This is a genomic window from Prevotella sp. HCN-7019 (assembly GCF_037890215.1).
Taxonomy (GTDB): Bacteria; Bacteroidota; Bacteroidia; order Bacteroidales; family Bacteroidaceae; genus Prevotella.
Map to the genome: position 1 here is coordinate 522,192 of NZ_JBBKBO010000002.1, position 16,415 is coordinate 538,606.

Genomic DNA, 16,415 nt, shown 5'->3' on the forward strand with positions numbered 1-16,415 from the left:
ATTGTTTTAGTTAACATAACATTTCCCAATGCAAATTCAGGACAATAACGCCAGATTATCTTACTTCGGCTTACTGCATGCCAAGCACATTTCATATAAGAGTCACCAATAACATTCTCACTGCGGTCAACCATATTGTTTGCATGATAAGCCAGATCAGTCACAAACCTCCAGAGTGAATAACTTAAAACCATTGTTCTGGCTTCTATCGATTAGCCCTCTGCTTAATAACACAAACACGTTGAATACCGATAGCATTCACTGAAACATATTATTATAACAATTCCATAAATACCACTATACCAACACATTACAAATAAGCTCCGCGGAAAAGTCGCGGAAAAGTCGCGGAAAAGTCGCGGAAAAGTCGCGGAAAAGTCGCGGAATTCTCAGCTTAAAATCCACTGCTTTTCTTTGTTAAATTCGATGCAACCTCTTTCTTTCAACTTCTTCAACAGATAATCAATCTTGTTCTTCTTTTGTGTGTCATCCAACACATCCGACAGTTTTCCTGCCAACAATCCGTTTATATCTTTACGTGAAGCCTTACCGAATTTATTTAAATATTCCAGTATCAGTTTCATAAAGTATTCATCATCAAAACTCCGGTTCTTTATATACTGTCCCTTCAAGGTTGCATCTTTTGTCTTTGAAACCACTTTATGAGCAAGATAAAAGTTTGGTTTACGACCTTCTATAAATCTGCGTTTTCTCAGATAGGCGGCCTGTTCATCAGTTATGCACTTTTTCTTCTGCACTTTGTCAAGCAACATTATATCATCAAGATGCAATTCAGGATTGTCCGTCAATATACGAGCAAAGTTTTCATCAATAACCTTTCCTATTATCATCACCCTTACCTTGTTGTCCGACAAGTCATATTCCGGCATAGGGAACAGCCTCATCCGTTGATTGACAAACATTTTTTTGATACCACCTCCTTCTGTTTCAATCATATTCAGGTTACGCATTGCTTCCACAAGAAAACGATTGCGATAAACCGACTCCGGGCAATCTTTCGTCACAACATTCTCAACACTCTCCGGCAAAAACGTTCCATAGTTTTGAAATATAATATGATCATCCTCATATTCCACTACTTCTATTCTTGCGCATTTAGTATAATCCTGGTGTGCTATGGCATTGTTCAGTGGCTCACGGATGTTGAACATATCATAACGCAACATCTCATCAGGAAACATAGAGTCCGGACGTACAAGTCTGTATTTGACATTACGCACTTTATTATAAAGTTTGTCAACGCTTAACAATAAGGGTATAGACAGTATTTCGTAATCTTTGTTCTGGGTTGCTCCTACCTCGCGCAATGACCAACGTATGCAAGCTACGTATGGTGTGAGCAGATGTTCGCTCTCTTCTTTGCCCAACAAAACTAAAGCTGTACGGGTTATCTTACCGTTAATTGTGATTTTTGCTTTATCCAAAAACTTCGTATCGTCCCATGCTGATATTTCCGCCTTACGGAACGGATTCCTTTTTGTGTATTCCTTACGCGCCTTTTCTATTGCCTCCGGGTCAAGGTCTGCAATCGTAGCATCCTCAACAACCGCGACGCTCCAGTCATCTGTTATAACAAGTTCTGATAAGATTGTCCGCAGCCTGTCATCAGTCATCTCAACCAAAGAGTCTCCGATACGTTGCCAAGCCTTATTGTGCGCATAAACAGGCAGACGCGATTTATGTTTAGGTATTGTTATTATCCATACTTTTTCACCTGTGTCTTCTGCAGTAAGTTCATCTATATTCAGTTCTTCGGAGGATATATTTCTACATTTCTCCACAATCTTTGCCTTTGCCGATTCTATTGTGTAATTTCCAACGTCCTGAATACCTACTACATCGAAAGTTTTGTCTTGTATTCCAATAACTATCGCACCACCATTCATATTGGAAATGGCTGACACATACGACACCACATCATCACCTTCATGTCCGCAAAGGCTGTTTCTAAGATTTTTATATTCTTTCCAATCACATCCTTCGTTTTCGCGAGGATATTGTATTCGTACGTATTCTGAAATTTCTTGCTTTGTCATAAACGGAACTTTTCAACAGACTTTCAATACACAAAGATATAAAATGTAAATGGAATGAATAATAACACTGTACCATTATTATTCAATATTTTATTCAACAACACTTACATCCATTCATATAAGAATGTTGTTTGTATAAACATTACCACAATAATCGTAAATGACCGGGTAATTATGATTTCATATTATCATTTCTATTTCTTCAACTCTATACGGAACGTCGTGCCGCGTCCCGGCTCAGAGCTTTTCACGAATATCCGGCCGTGGTGATACTCCTCCACGATGCGCTTTGCAAGCGAAAGTCCGAGGCCCCATCCGCGTTTCTTTGTGGTGAAACCCGGTCGGAACACGTTGCCTATATTCTTCTTTGGTATGCCCTTGCCCGTGTCGCTCACCTCAATGGCAGTGCGTCCGGGCTCGTCGTAAACGGTTATGGTGATGCTGCCCTCACCACTCATGGCATCGACAGCGTTCTTGCAGAGATTTTCTATCACCCACTCGAAGAGCGAAGCGTTGATGTTCACGATGACGCCCGTGTCGGGGAAACAGCAGGTCATCCTGATTTTCGACGACGTGCGGCGGTCCATATAGTTCACCACATGGTCCATGACGTCGCGCAGGTCGGTAGGCACAAGCTCCGGCAGCGACCCGATCTTGGAGAAGCGGTCGGCTATAAGCTGCAGGCGGCTGATGTCGTTGTACATCTCGGGGATAAGTTCGTCCGACGGATAAGTCTCCTTCAGCACTTCCACCCAGGCCATAAGGCTCGATATAGGTGTGCCGAGCTGATGGGCGGTCTCCTTGGACAGGCCCACCCACACCTTGTTCTGCTCGGCCTTCTTCGACGTGAGCAGCGCAAAGATGGCTATGACAACGAAGATCATAACCACGCCGAGCTGCACGTAAGGATAGGAAGACAGGCGGCGGAGCATAACGGAGTCGTCGTAGCAAACATACACGTAGTCGGACGGAACATTGTCGGACAGCGCAACCTTTATCACCTTATCAGAATGGAGCAGGCGCAGCCCCTCGGCCTTGACGTAGGCGAGTGTGTCGGCATAGTTGGAACAAGAACTGATACTGAGGTTGCGGAATGTCTGCACGTTCTTGTTCTCGTCCATCACGATAACGGGAATAGTGGTGTTGCCGTTGAGCACCTTGAGCACGAGATTGAGGTCGGCGTTGCTGTCGGCATTGCTGAAGGTACGCATGGCCTCGGCCCACGTCTCCATCTTCTTGTGCTCCTCTGCCGAGAGGTCGCGGATGAGAAAATGGGACACGAGCAGCGATGCGACAGCTATGATGACGGCTGCCACAACAAGAAAAATCTTAACCCTGCGTATCTGGTCTGTCCATTGCATACTGATATGATAACGAGGTTTTGTGCGGTTTATTGCCTCGGCGGATGACGGCTGCGACCGGACGGACCGGATGAAGCGCATTTCACGCACTCCGCAGAAAATCAATGGAGATTTGGTTTTTATTCATTAAGTGCCGTATAATGCCGCAAAACGTCCTTACAACGCAGGGGAACGTGGACCGCACAGACAGTTCCTCACGTAACGATAAATCCGCGTTGCCACAACCGACAAATCATCATCGCAGGAAGTAGGCATACTTCCCGTGTATTCCCTAACGCTTAATATCAGCGTTTCGGAAGAAAACCCGAGGGGCGCACTTACAGTTTTTCTTGACTTTTTTTGACAAAATATTTTCGCAAAAGAGATGTAAAGGAATGTTAAATTCCGCATAATAAAGGCCGGTTCAGACCATACAGACTTGGGGTATACCCTGTAGTGGAATGCCGGACAATCCGTTCTGCGTTCCGATAATGCCCGTTTTATCCTCTGTTTTCGTCTGTTTCAGGGTGTGATATAGTTCATTTCAGGCCCTGAAACAGGCTGTATCACGTGCTGAAACAGTATCTTTTACATGATGAAAGAATTATCCCCGAATGTAAGCCATTGACATACAACACCTTGCATAAATCTCTTATTTTTCACGAATTTGCGTCCGATGGAGAGTCTGCCCGCAAATACTCGCTTATTTTTCGGGGTATATCAGTAAACTGAGGCGGAAAAATCAAAATCTGCTTTCAATCTGAAAGTTGCCCATATCGTTTTCATCCACACATAAGGAAGCAACACTTATCCGAGAGTAAACACCGCAGTCCCGTTTCCTTCCTGGCGTCATATACCAGCCATCCCCGTTAACAAAAAATCAAAAAAAATAATGCTCGAAATGTCACAAATACGTAAATATTGCGTAATATAAGTAAAACGCAAAGCAGAATAAAAAACATATATATTATGAAAATGAAAACTTTAGCATTTACAGTTCGCCGAACTCAAGTTAAATAACAATACTTTGCTCTCGGTGACCATAGGTTTGTGTTTCCTTGATTTTAAGTAACATAATGATACAACGGTCTTAACCGATTGCCGGACTTACAGACTTTTACAATTCGTCGGACCACGTTAAATCAATTATATTCACATATTATGAAAAGGCTATTTTTTGTTTTTTTACTTACCTTTGTACTTCACGGCATGTCTTTCGCCGGTGATTTTTCAAAATATCGCGGCGTCTGGGCATCAAACGATGCCGAAGCGGTCATAACAGACAGTGTCTGTATGTTCTTCGAGAAGACTCCAAAGGGGTTGAGAGCATTTCTCAATGTCCCGACACAATATATATATAGCCGTACCACTTACAAGGATTCGGCATTTGTAGTTGAGGCGGTTGCGCCTCTCAAACTCACCGATGAGGTTAAGACGGTTAACGGAACAGCCGTCAGGACTCTGCGTATCGGAGACAAGGTGATGTCTAAAGTGGAGGAGATAGAGACCTGCAAGCCTTATGAGAAATCCCGTGCGAACAGCAAGTCAGACGTAGGCAAATGTTTACAGGAATGGAGGCTTGGCGCTAAGTTTGGAAAAGACGGCGATGTCTTTATGTGTGAGGTCAATACCAACCGCCACATGTTTATCTATCTGATTAATCCTAACATGACATATATCCGAGCAGCAGCAACGGCGAACAACGATAACGGCACATTGTTTTTTCAGAACATCCGTATGATGCGCAACAATAATACCGGAGAACTGACATCGTATATGGCACCTGATAATTATACTGTTGCCGCAGACAATCTGCAGATCGACAACAGCAAATTCAATCCTAATGCCTGCGTGTTCAATCCCGACGGAGGAATATACTGGTCGCTTATCTCGTTTACGGCAGACCAGATTAAGATAAACGGTTGCGGTGAGACTTATCATGTAAACCGTATTGATAAGTTTGAAGAATACTTTAAGTATGTCCCATACGAAACAGCGCGCCTACAACAATAGTCTGTCCTTGGGATAAAGGCGTTCACCGTGCCTTCGCGGATTGGCAAAAGCTGTATTTCCATCCGACGGACAACCTGCCCGGATGAGCATCTCGCGTAAAAGCATTTCGCCATAAAAGTCCAATCCGGAAAGGCAACGGTTTCCGCTGATCACCGACATTACAGACATCAATCATTCGTATGACTCACGTTAAATAAGACATGAAACAAAATTAAAATACACATTATGAAAATGAAAACATTGGCATTGGTAATTATAGCTACGTCATTATGCATGACTTCATGCAGCGGAACAAACAAAAGCACAGCGGCCACTTACATGGCGAGCGGAGCAGAACTGCCAGGCAACGGCGAGGTGGAAAAAACACTGAATCTGGGCAGTTTCAGCGGAATAGAGGCTTCTGTGATTGTGGACATACACTATACACAGGACACAAAACGCAGCGTGAAGGTGCGCGCTACCCAGAAACAGATTGACAGATGCGACATATCGGTGAGCGGTTCTACTCTCGTACTGAAAACGAAAAAGAACGCACCCGATTCCGATGACAACTCAAAACAGGATAAAATCACGTTGTATATCACAGCTCCGGAGATAAGTGTCATAGAGAACCGCGGCATAATGGGATTCTATACAAAGCAACTCAACGGCGACGGACTGCAGATAAAAAACAAGGGAATACTCAATATGAATGTGCAGAACGTATCAGGCAAAGGTGGCAGCGGACTGAGCATCGACAACACTGGAAGGATGACGGCTGAGATGCCGACAGTGGACATGAATATGTTTTCGCTGGAGAACATGGGTGTGCTGATGTTCCAAAGCAACAGCATAAAGGGTGGTAGTCTGACAATAAACAACTCGGGACAGCTTAACATCAAGGGCAACATGGAAGGTTCTACGGCCAATCTGTACAACAAAGGAGTATGCAACATGAGCAGCGCGTTCAACCTGACCGGCAGCTACTCATGCAGCAATGGCGGACAACTGCGCATATCAGGCGACGTGAAAGGCTCGACTGCCACCCTGAAAAACACCGGAATGTACGGAATGGAGGGTTCATTCCATCTGGACAACAACTATACTTATGCCAACTCCGGACAGGCAGACAACGACGGAGACGTGACAGCAAACGCCATAAGCATAACCAACTCGGGAGTTGACAGAAGGAACGGCAAGCTGAAATCGGAACAGCTGGACATGAACGTGAACGGACAGAGCCGCTACGAGATGAGTTTCTCCGGCGGCGAAGCGAAACTCAACTGCAGCGGAATAGGCAACTTCGAAATGGCACTCGACTGCCGCAGCATAAAGGTAAACTCGAGCGGACAGATAAATGTGACGCTCTCGGGAACGGCCGACAACACTTCTTTCGACGGCTCGGGAATATCACATGTGAACACATCGAGACTGAACAAGTTCTGATCCCAGCCCCGACAGCGGGCAGAAGACAACAACGGCGGGCGGCAGCAGTGCGCACTGCTGCGACACGCACCGCAAAGATAGAAACAGCATAAGGAAACAGATGACAACGGAAGAATTCGAACACGAGGCCGGACAGTTGCGCTCCATGCTTGTGGCAACAGCCGCACACATGCTGGGCAGCGAAAGCGAGGCCGAGGACGCAGCACAGGAGACGCTTGCAAAGCTGTGGGCCATGCGCGACGAACTGCGCAGTCCTATGGCGGCTCTGGCGCGCGCCGTTGTCAGAAACTTGTGTGTGGACAGTCTGCGGAGGCGTCACGCGGTGATGGTACCTCTGTCGGCCGAACAGCGCGACATGGCAGAAACGGCGACAGACAACGATCCTTTCCTGCACGTGATGAAGGTAATCGACCGGCTGCCGGCGGCACAACAGGTGGCACTTCGCCTGCGCCACATCGACGGTATGGGCACCGCAGACATTGCAAAACTGACAGGAACGAGCGAGGCCGCCGTACGCAAGACGCTGAGCAGGGCGCGAATGGCGGTGAGGAAACATTATATTGAAGACATCGGAAATGAACAGTAAGAAGACAAAAGAAATAGAACAGCTCATGGAACGCTTCTTCGACGGTGAGACAACTACGGAAGAGGAAGCACGGCTGTACAAGGTGTTCCGACGCAAAAGACTGCCCGACAGTCTGGAGCAGATGCGCCCGGTGATGGAGGCTTTCGGCGCAATGGGCGAGGAGAAGCCGCGGCACGCCGTGACGGTGAGCATGATACGGCGTGCACTTATGGGCGCGGCGGCCGTGCTGGCACTGGCTGTAGGCATAGCCATCTATTCGGATTACCGCGAAGAACAGTCGCTGGCACGCATATACGGCGGCAGCTACGTCATAGAGAACGGCCGGCGCATAGACGACCTGAGAACCATACGGGGCGACATAGAGCAGGCTCTGGCCGACTCGCGCCACATAGAACAGCGGGCCGAGCACAACGTCATAGACCGTGCCGAGCAGGATGTGCTCGACAACATATCCGATCCTGACATGCGCAGGGAGGTGGAACTTATGTTGAACGAATAAAACTATCACATATATGAACATACATAGAATTATCATAACGGCGCTGCTGCTTGTCGCGGCAATGATGAATGTCGCGGCGCAGAACAGGATAGACGACATGATGGACAATTACTCGTCGCGCGGAACAAGCAAATATACCTCGGCCGTGGAACGCGACCCGAAGACGCGCAAGGTGCAGAAGGTGGTCAACGTGATAGAGCTTAACCATATGGGCATCGACGAGTTCATCAACGCATTCAGGCGTGAGTCGAAGAGCGGAAACTTCACGGAGAAACGCGACGAGGAAGGACTCACACTCATGCTGACGGTGCGCGGCGAACGCCAGAACCGCATATACATGATGCGTTGCACCAGGCCATACACTCCGGAAAGACGCGACACACGCTATGAAAAGGCCAAGATAACGGTCATCATTAAGTATGGATAAGAAGCAGAAATAGCGTGCGGACAGTCTGTAAAAGATTCTGACGGACAACGGAAAGCTCCTGATTTTTGCCTGAAAGTGCTCTGCCGTGACGAGGATGTACGGCCGGCGAAATAGACAGGCTACGTGAACAATATATAGAAAAAGTACAAAGGAAGCGGTGGCAGCCATAGCTTCCTTTTTTTGTTTTTATAAATCGGAACGGTTTATACACAGGAAACATCAGATAAAAACCGAATGCGGCAAGGATGCGCATGATAAAACCTGACTGTGATGTCACACCACGTTCATAATGATACAAAGGCGTACATAGCGTTAGCGTCACGTCTTATTAGAAAAGGAAGAAACAAAAAACTCCGCCGTACGGCTGAAACCGGATGAGCACAATGCTCCGGTGTCAGACGTACGGCGAAGATATGATAACAGGATTCGGCCTTTACATAGCGTTCAAGCCGTGCAGGTTATGTTTTATTTCTGAACCCTCGTATATGTTTTCTTGTCCGGACCTACTCCAGTTATGGTGAGTTTCTTCCAGTGCGGAGGCAGTACTGACGGCAGCTGACGTATGCCTTTGTCGGTTATCTCCAGTCCGCAGAAACCATTGATGACAGCCTGAAGCATACCGCCGGCACCTGTAGTGAAGTACGGATTTGTGCCACCCGCGCCCTCGGATATCACACCGAACGGAGGCAGCTTGTTGGGACGGTAGCCCTGTACGAACATCTCGTATGCTTTCTTACCCTGCATCAGTCGTGCGTACTGCACGGCAAAGATGGAGAACGACATGGCAGGACCGTTCTTGTCTATCTTGTCTTCGTAATATACAAGGTTTTTCTTAATATCCGATGCGTCCGTAACCAGCTGCAAAGGATAAGCCAAGAGATTGACATCAACCTGTTTTATGCCGCGTCCGTCATAATCTTCGTATTCCTTTATCACTCCGTCATCGAAACGATGTATGCTTATTTTATTTGCCACCTCGCTCCATATCTTAGGATATTTCATACCGCAAAGAGCTGCCGCCTTGCATGCGTTTCTCAACGAAACGATTGCCACTCCGTTTGTAAAAGCATTGTCGTCCACGCCCATGGCGTATTCGTCGGCGCACACAACGTTGTTTATCGAGTATGTTCCGTCGGCGTTCTTCGTGGCGCGGCTAATCCAGAAGTCGGCAATCTCCTTTATCAACGGATAGCCTTTCTGCTCAAGCCATTTCCTGTCCTGAGTCATACAGTAGTAGTTCCAGGCGGCAATACCAATGTCGCCGGTGATGTGGTGTTCGAACGGACCGGTAAGAGCCCACGTCGGACAGGCTTCCTCACCTGCGTCATCGCTCTCCCACGGGAACATCACTCCCATATAACCGTTGGCCTCTGCTTTCTTGCGTGCGGCACCGAGACGATCGAAACGGTATTCCATCATCGACTGGGCCATGTCGTGGTTGAGGAACAGCAGCGGCGGATACATCCATATTTCTGAATCCCAGAATATGTGGCCGTTGTATCCCTGTGACGAAAGACCGAATGGAGGTATGCTCAAACGGCTGTTCGCACGGATTGACGAATAGAGATTGTACAGGGCGAGGCGCACGCTGGTCTGGGCTTCGTCGTCGCCTTCGATGATGATGTCGCTCTTCCATATCTCGTTCCATTGTGCCTCATGAACACTCATCAGCTGGTCGATTCCTTCGTAAACACCGTATATCACCTGGCGGTTGGATTCGTTGTACGGATCGATGAAGTCGCGGTTTGTGCAGATGGAACCGATAAGACTGAAGCTGAATTTCTCGCCTTTCGTCAGATGTTTGTATATCTCGACGGTGTTGGCAGAGCTCATCACGTTGGCATCGCTGTTCTTCGGAAGCACAAAGGCCGACGAAGCGGACACCTCACAGTTTCTGTATAATGAATAAGCATGGGTGCGCATTATCTGCAACTCTGTGCCCTCCACATTTATGCTCTGCATCTCTGTGACCGGTTCTTTATATTCGTTCGGCACAACCGGCATGTTGCGGACATCCAGAACCATGTCCTCAAGAGCTTCGACATTGACGCTTATAAGTCCTGCATACGGCATATTGCGCAGCGCACGCACCTCATAACTCACGTTGGCCTTCTTCATGCATGAGAACGATGAGCGGTGAACAGCCTCTTTCATGCTCAGCGTCTGTTTCCAGTCGTCCACATTATTCATCTCCAGTCGCCGGCCGTCTATATACACCTGCATCTGGAAAGGGTTGATGCCTCGGAGCACACGGCTCACTCCGTTCTTTCCGTCAGCGTCGAACACATGATTCAGAAACACGTCCCTTATCGAGAACGGCTCTCTCCACGGCAGTATGCCGATACGTCCGCTGGCTACAACTGTGCCGTAATAATCACCTTCTTTTTCTGTTGTGGAAATACTCCATCCGGCCGTATTATCCGCAAAAGAAAAAACAGACTGAATGAACAGTAATAAGAATAACAGTGTCTTTTTCATTACATTAAATTAATTATTAAGTTATATGTTTTATCGTATGGTTCATCCTTACGCCATGACGGCATCATGTTAAAATGAGAAATAGATTTTCATAATCTGCCGGCCTTAGGATGTGTGTCTCTTGATATTTCCTACAAAAGTAATGGAAATAAGCGACACTGTGAAGCTCGCGATAATAATTCTGATAAATAAATTTACCGCAGCGGAACGATGTATTAATAATGCACACCATTAAATAAAAATATAAAACGGAGGAAAATCGGCTCAACACAGATTCAGAAGAAAATTAGTTTCTATATAAATCCGGCAAAACGAAATGTAAAAAATTGACAAAACGAAATGTAAAAAATTAACATAATTGTATAGCAATTCTGTTTTATATTTTTTAACAAATAAAACACATGCTTATTGTTAATAATTTAACAAAATCGTTATGCTTTTATTGTATCAATTTCTTTATTGTGTTTAATTTCTTTTATGTATCTTACAAAAGTAGGGTATGACAACCCCATTTCGGGCTGAATAAAATTACGCCATATCTGTTTATAACACTTCGCATGGTTCTGCGGTTCATAATGTGCCTTTATTACTTTAGCAACTTTTTCAATAGCTTTTAAACGTCTATATTGCATATATTTAAATAAAAAAGTGATACCGAAAACGGTATCACAAATATATATATTTTTTATTATCTTACAAAGAACTTGCGCTAACGATTGCGCCTATACCTTTGTTTCTTATCGGCATACAAACAAATCGTTTGTCAAATCCTACTATTGTTGCACGTTCTGCCGGATCATTTTCTTTTGAGTACATAAAAATATCACCATCAGCTTTCATTACTTCATCCATATAAAAGGCGAAACTTGCAAAATTTTGTGTATCTTCCCCACCGTACGCTACTTTTGTGTAAACACTTCCACTGTAACTGTATGTAGGCATGTGAGAGAACGAAAGACAACCAAACCCCGCAAATTTTATTGGCTCACCGTCAACAATATTTGTTAAGTTTTTAAAGAGTTTCATATCTTGCATTAAAAGGTCTGAAACGTGTTTCGGATGAAGCACTAAATACCTTTTATCCATAGGAATTTCGGCAGCATCAAAACGCTCTTTTAATTCAAGAACATTCTCAAAAGTAAGACGTTTTCTACCGTTAGTATCTTCGCCATTTGTCGGTACTATTGGTGTATCATCTGTATCGCTATTTGGGGCAATAGAATGTGCGGCTTTTATTGCAACCGCCTTTTGTAAAGTTGCACGGTGTTGTCTCAACACGCTTTCCAATTTATCATAAGAATATTCTATTGCTTCCGGTCTGCGTACAATAGTATTTTCTGTTTCAAACTTATCCAACGGCAATTCATTATCCGTATCATCACGGCCTACAATTTTTATAGGATATGTCTTGTTATTTACAAGCACTTTCGGGTCTATTCCGGCAGATGCAATATGTATTTTATTATTATTGACTAAGCCCGAATAATCAAGAACTTTGTTCAAAAAACTACTTTCCGGATAAAAATTTTCTTTTAATTGATTTACCCAAACTTCCGTATTTAATGCCATAATTTAATAATTTATTGTTTGTTATATTCTTTATCTATCAATGATTTATAAAAATCCGGATGCTGTTCCAGATATTCCGGATTGTTTCTTCTGTACCATTCCAAAGTCCTTGCTTCCATTGTTTTACCGCTCCTTTTGTTTTTTAGTAACTTGTATAATTCTGGATTTTCCGCAAGTCCTTTCGGATCAAAATTTCGCCAATCGTCATAAGTCCATTCCGAACGATCCGCAAAATCTAAATTCAAATACCTCACAGCGCGTTTTGGCCGTGGCTTCATTTGCAATATATCACATAGAACATTTGCGCCCATTTCGTCACCTATGCTTTTATATACATCTGTTTCACATGCTAAAATAATGCCTTTGTTTTGGGCTTCGCATATAAGTTCTATCACGTTTGCCGCGTCTTCGTTTTTTAATGTTTCATACTTTTTCAGAAACGTTTTTGTGTCATTTTTTAACAAAGAGATATATACGTCTTTGTCTTTATTATTTATCCAACCTTTTTTCACGGCATTATCAACCATGGAAGACAATCCGTTTTTTCCTGTTTTAAGCCTGTTTATTGCGTTAAAAATTTCGGTTTCGTCCGAATGCCCATCCAATGATAAAAGGCGGCTCAAATGCAATTTAAACGCTCTATAATCATCTTTCAAATTAACGCCTTTACGTTTGTTTGTTATGTTGTATATATTTTCGGTTGTTGGCTCTTGTATTTTTTCCATATCAAAAATACCATCTATAAGGCCAAGGCTTAATGCTTCATCGGCAGAAAGCCAATGATCTTCACCGTCAAAATATTTATTTTTTATTTCTTCTGCTGTTTTGTTGCATTTTTTTGAAATAATTTCACATAATAGATTTTCTGTTTTTTTCATTTCCTGAATGCACTGTAACATTTCGTTTGTGTTGCCGTAACAGCCTGCACTCACGGCATGAAGCATGAGGCGAGAGTAACGCCCCATTTCTATATGACGGCCACACATGGCGATAACGCTTGCCATTGAAGCGGCAACACCATCAATAAACATGCGTATATCCGCATTGCTTTGCCTTATAGCCTCTATAATAGCAAGACCGGAATATACGTCACCACCGAGCGAGTTAATGCGCATTTCGATAGTTTTTCCGTTACTTTCGGCCTGTAATATCTCTGCTTTTATATCTGTTGCCGAAATTACTTCACCTATCTCTCCGTAAAGCAATATGGTATTTTTTTCATCACCAACAATCAGCCTGTTTTTTATTCTCATAATGTTAAAATTTTTCTTTTTTTTCTTTTGCAAATATATGTAAACTACACAATATGGCACAAAAACACTATCAAACTGATAAATTTTTCTGTTTCTTTTGCTTGAAAAAAAGAAAAATACTATATTTGCAGCATCCTAAAATAAAAAACACAATGATTGCAAAATTTTATTATAAAAATATAGCACACTATGGTGTGGTAAGCGGAAACGCCCCAATGCTTTGTTTTTTAGGCATAGGACACCTAAGGTGTGCTTTTTTTATTCCTAAACATAAAAAACATGATTGCAAAAATTAATCTGGACGGTAAAGATCATTTAGCCGTTGTTTTTAATGAGACAGTAAGTTATGATGATTTGCAAAGCATAAAAATTTCGCTTATATCTTGTTTAACAGACACACTTTCTAAAAATGATTGCTGTATGACAGAGGATGAAAAGTTTTATTTTCTTTCGCTTATGCAAGAATTTGAACTAAATGAACAACAGGCATACTCAATGTTTAAGAAATATTTTAACGACAAAGGCGAAAAAACAGAAATGCCGATAAGGAAAAAATGCGAGATTTATATTTAATATTTTAATATAAAAAACAACCTGTAAATATTTGTTTTACAGGTTGTTTTTTTTATTGGCACAACATTTAATTTTTATTGTTGTGTATTCTCGTTCTTTTCATGTCACGAAAACCCATGAATAGAGGAAATTTAAATCTTTCTCCGTTTACGGTCGCACCTTCTTGTATCTTTTTTCTTAAAAGTTGAATAACACGCGCTTCTGACAGGAAAAATTCTTTTTCCGCTAAATATTTTACCGCATCGTCAAACCGCATTCTGTTTACCTCAACAAGACAATAAAATCTTTCATAGAGTTTTTGGTCTCTTTCTTCAATTAAATTTTTATTTCTTCCTTTCATGTCACAAAAATATGAATATCTTTTTTATTTGTACGAATATTGATAATTATTTCTTTAACACGTATATTATCGTACATAAAAAATACCCAAACGCCCATTTCTGTGGCCGCTGTTGCCCTTTAATCTTCCATCATGTTATCATACACAGACATACGGTTTCTCCGTTTCCTGAAGTCCTATATTTCGACAAGCATATAAACAGCGGATTTAAGTGCGCACGTTGTTTATGCCTTTGTTAACATGCTGTGTGGATCATGCCTGTAAACATGTCAAAATATCCTGTTTCTGTGGCCGCTGCTGCTTTAATATTCCATCCTGCATGATACACAGATTGTTTGTGTTTTCCATACAGATTTTATATCATAAATTTTATGTTAGCATATTTTATGCCAAAATAAAATAATTAACAATATTTATCATAGATATTATTTTCTATGTATGGGACGCATGTCCACCCAAATGTCCCCCCAAATGCCCCCCCAAATGTAAGATTTAACAAACTAAAGATATTTTAACGTTATAAATATACTAAATTTGTGGTGATTTAGAATATATAGAAAGTGTATTTTGTTCAATTCCTGTATAACTTTCGTTCAATCAATAACTTACAGATAGTTAAAATATTAATGTGTGTAATATAAATACCAAATTTTAGGTGTTTTAGAACATGTAAAATACGCATAATGCTATAAAATCATATAACTTTCGTTCAATCAGTAACTTACAAATAAATATTAGTATTTTTATACCCTTTTATCTCTTTCGTATATTACGATATATTTTTATTATTCATTATAACAGCCTGATTATTTAAAAAGTGTAAAAAAGCATTTTCGTATGTAAAATACAAAAATGTTGGTCATCTGTATATTACTATTTATTATTATTCCGGCTATTTATTGCAAATACTTCCAAATAATAACTATATGGAATAATTTGCATATATTATATAAATAATCATCGTGTAATATTTTGTTGTAAAAAACGCTTTGCACATGTAAAATAGTGCATTTATTTTGCCGTTGTGGCGTTATGTTTGTGTTACTGATCAGAGCGCATAAAGTAGTAAATAACGCCTTAAAATCGCCTAAAATGCACCTTTTTTTTAATCAATGTTATATTTTCTCGTTGAACACTGTAAAATAAACTGTTCAATGTTACATAAATGTTATATAAATGTTACATTTCGTTTTGCACAAGGGTCCCACACCTAAAACAAATAACGTGCTGTAATACAACAAGTTGCAACATTTTTACAGGACTTCTAAAATATACATTTCGTTTTACCGCCCTTATATAGAAAACTGTCGCCCCATTCATGAATAAGCGTTGTTTTCTTATGCAGAAAGGAAGGCATCCGGCCTACTTTCAAATTATAAGCAGAATTTGATGTTTCGGATCTTAGTTTCCTGTTATACCCTCAAAATAAGAGAGTATTTACGGGCAGAGTCTTATTCGGACGCAAATACGCGAATTATGAAAGATTCCTGCAATACACTAAATATCAATGATTTACATTTAATAATCACTTTTCTGCCTTGCAATAAGCACCATTTCAGCATGCGAAATGGCCCATATCAGGGGCTGAAATGCCTAATATCACGTCATCACGAAGGCGAAATCAGACCCTCAAACGGGTATTATCAGAACACCGAATAATTTGTTCCAGAATATGGTATAGGGTATATCAAAATGCTGTTCAGGCAGAAAGAGTCTTTATTATATGAAATTTGGCATCCCCTTACGTCTATTTTTAGAAAATATTTTGTCAAAAAAAGTCAAGAGAAATTATAAGTTCTCCCCTCGGGTTTTCTTTAAAAACACCGATTCTGGAACGTGAAAAGACACTGGAATA

The 16,415-nt window shown here is 42.2% G+C and carries 13 protein-coding genes; 7 read left to right on the forward strand and 6 right to left on the reverse strand.

Annotated elements, in window-relative coordinates:
- Positions 1-389: 389 nt before the first annotated feature.
- Both WKT13_RS05070 and WKT13_RS05075 read right to left on the reverse strand, forming a co-directional pair.
- Complete coding sequence (locus tag WKT13_RS05070) at positions 390-2,057, reverse strand: RNA-binding domain-containing protein (RefSeq protein WP_340323091.1); 1,668 nt, start codon at positions 2,055-2,057, stop codon at positions 390-392.
- Between the two features lie 194 nt (positions 2,058-2,251).
- Entirely contained in the window at positions 2,252-3,418 is a 1,167-nt protein-coding gene (locus tag WKT13_RS05075; protein ID WP_340323092.1) for a sensor histidine kinase, read from the reverse strand.
- A 1,140-nt stretch (positions 3,419-4,558) separates the two neighbouring features.
- Between WKT13_RS05075 and WKT13_RS05080 the strand changes: the two genes are divergently transcribed.
- The 5 genes from WKT13_RS05080 (at position 4,559) to WKT13_RS05100 (ending at position 8,347) form a co-directional block, all read left to right on the forward strand.
- Positions 4,559-5,410 carry a hypothetical protein gene (locus WKT13_RS05080; protein ID WP_340323093.1) on the forward strand — a complete coding sequence of 284 codons (852 nt, stop codon included), beginning with the start codon at positions 4,559-4,561 and terminating at the stop codon, positions 5,408-5,410.
- A gap of 225 nt (positions 5,411-5,635) precedes the next feature.
- On the forward strand, positions 5,636-6,835 hold the full coding sequence (locus WKT13_RS05085; RefSeq protein WP_340323094.1) for a GIN domain-containing protein: 1,200 nt from the start codon (positions 5,636-5,638) through the stop codon (positions 6,833-6,835).
- Between the two features lie 100 nt (positions 6,836-6,935).
- On the forward strand, positions 6,936-7,421 hold the full coding sequence (locus tag WKT13_RS05090; RefSeq protein ID WP_340323095.1) for an RNA polymerase sigma factor: 486 nt from the start codon (positions 6,936-6,938) through the stop codon (positions 7,419-7,421).
- Complete coding sequence (locus tag WKT13_RS05095; protein WP_340323096.1) at positions 7,411-7,920, forward strand: hypothetical protein; 510 nt, start codon at positions 7,411-7,413, stop codon at positions 7,918-7,920. Before WKT13_RS05090 ends, WKT13_RS05095 begins: the two co-directional genes overlap by 11 nt.
- A gap of 13 nt (positions 7,921-7,933) precedes the next feature.
- Positions 7,934-8,347, forward strand: coding sequence for a DUF5024 domain-containing protein (locus WKT13_RS05100; RefSeq protein WP_340323097.1), 414 nt, complete (start codon positions 7,934-7,936; stop codon positions 8,345-8,347).
- A 465-nt stretch (positions 8,348-8,812) separates the two neighbouring features.
- Here the strand turns inward: WKT13_RS05100 and WKT13_RS05105 are convergent, their stop codons facing one another.
- The 3 genes from WKT13_RS05105 to WKT13_RS05115 form a co-directional block, all read right to left on the reverse strand.
- Positions 8,813-10,825 (reverse strand): glycosyl hydrolase family 95 catalytic domain-containing protein, encoded by a 2,013-nt coding sequence (locus WKT13_RS05105; RefSeq protein ID WP_340323098.1) that lies wholly within the window; start codon positions 10,823-10,825, stop codon positions 8,813-8,815.
- Between the two features lie 693 nt (positions 10,826-11,518).
- Complete coding sequence (locus tag WKT13_RS05110; protein WP_340323099.1) at positions 11,519-12,394, reverse strand: hypothetical protein; 876 nt, start codon at positions 12,392-12,394, stop codon at positions 11,519-11,521.
- A gap of 11 nt (positions 12,395-12,405) precedes the next feature.
- Complete coding sequence (locus tag WKT13_RS05115; protein WP_340323100.1) at positions 12,406-13,647, reverse strand: head maturation protease, ClpP-related; 1,242 nt, start codon at positions 13,645-13,647, stop codon at positions 12,406-12,408.
- 53 nt (positions 13,648-13,700) lie between these two features.
- Here WKT13_RS05115 and WKT13_RS05120 point away from each other — a divergent pair, with 53 nt between their 5' ends.
- Together WKT13_RS05120 and WKT13_RS05125 are read left to right on the forward strand one after the other, a co-directional pair.
- Complete coding sequence (locus WKT13_RS05120; protein ID WP_340323101.1) at positions 13,701-13,943, forward strand: hypothetical protein; 243 nt, start codon at positions 13,701-13,703, stop codon at positions 13,941-13,943.
- Positions 13,927-14,220 (forward strand): hypothetical protein, encoded by a 294-nt coding sequence (locus tag WKT13_RS05125; protein ID WP_340323102.1) that lies wholly within the window; start codon positions 13,927-13,929, stop codon positions 14,218-14,220. Before WKT13_RS05120 ends, WKT13_RS05125 begins: the two co-directional genes overlap by 17 nt.
- A gap of 67 nt (positions 14,221-14,287) precedes the next feature.
- Here WKT13_RS05125 and WKT13_RS05130 read toward each other — a convergent pair whose 3' ends face one another.
- Positions 14,288-14,560 (reverse strand): transposase, encoded by a 273-nt coding sequence (locus WKT13_RS05130; protein ID WP_340323103.1) that lies wholly within the window; start codon positions 14,558-14,560, stop codon positions 14,288-14,290.
- Positions 14,561-16,415 lie beyond the last annotated feature (1,855 nt).

What these genes read in the sequence shown, in the direction of transcription:
- WKT13_RS05070 (WP_340323091.1), bottom strand. Translation starts at nt 2,057, where the DNA reads ATGACAAAGCAAGAAATTTCAGAATACGTACGAATACAATATCCTCGC.
- WKT13_RS05075 (WP_340323092.1), bottom strand. Translation starts at nt 3,418, where the DNA reads ATGCAATGGACAGACCAGATACGCAGGGTTAAGATTTTTCTTGTTGTG.
- WKT13_RS05080 (WP_340323093.1), top strand. Translation starts at nt 4,559, where the DNA reads ATGAAAAGGCTATTTTTTGTTTTTTTACTTACCTTTGTACTTCACGGC.
- WKT13_RS05085 (WP_340323094.1), top strand. Translation starts at nt 5,636, where the DNA reads ATGAAAATGAAAACATTGGCATTGGTAATTATAGCTACGTCATTATGC.
- WKT13_RS05090 (WP_340323095.1), top strand. Translation starts at nt 6,936, where the DNA reads ATGACAACGGAAGAATTCGAACACGAGGCCGGACAGTTGCGCTCCATG.
- WKT13_RS05095 (WP_340323096.1), top strand. Translation starts at nt 7,411, where the DNA reads ATGAACAGTAAGAAGACAAAAGAAATAGAACAGCTCATGGAACGCTTC.
- WKT13_RS05100 (WP_340323097.1), top strand. Translation starts at nt 7,934, where the DNA reads ATGAACATACATAGAATTATCATAACGGCGCTGCTGCTTGTCGCGGCA.
- WKT13_RS05105 (WP_340323098.1), bottom strand. Translation starts at nt 10,825, where the DNA reads ATGAAAAAGACACTGTTATTCTTATTACTGTTCATTCAGTCTGTTTTT.
- WKT13_RS05110 (WP_340323099.1), bottom strand. Translation starts at nt 12,394, where the DNA reads ATGGCATTAAATACGGAAGTTTGGGTAAATCAATTAAAAGAAAATTTT.
- WKT13_RS05115 (WP_340323100.1), bottom strand. Translation starts at nt 13,647, where the DNA reads ATGAGAATAAAAAACAGGCTGATTGTTGGTGATGAAAAAAATACCATA.
- WKT13_RS05120 (WP_340323101.1), top strand. Translation starts at nt 13,701, where the DNA reads ATGGCACAAAAACACTATCAAACTGATAAATTTTTCTGTTTCTTTTGC.
- WKT13_RS05125 (WP_340323102.1), top strand. Translation starts at nt 13,927, where the DNA reads ATGATTGCAAAAATTAATCTGGACGGTAAAGATCATTTAGCCGTTGTT.
- WKT13_RS05130 (WP_340323103.1), bottom strand. Translation starts at nt 14,560, where the DNA reads ATGAAAGGAAGAAATAAAAATTTAATTGAAGAAAGAGACCAAAAACTC.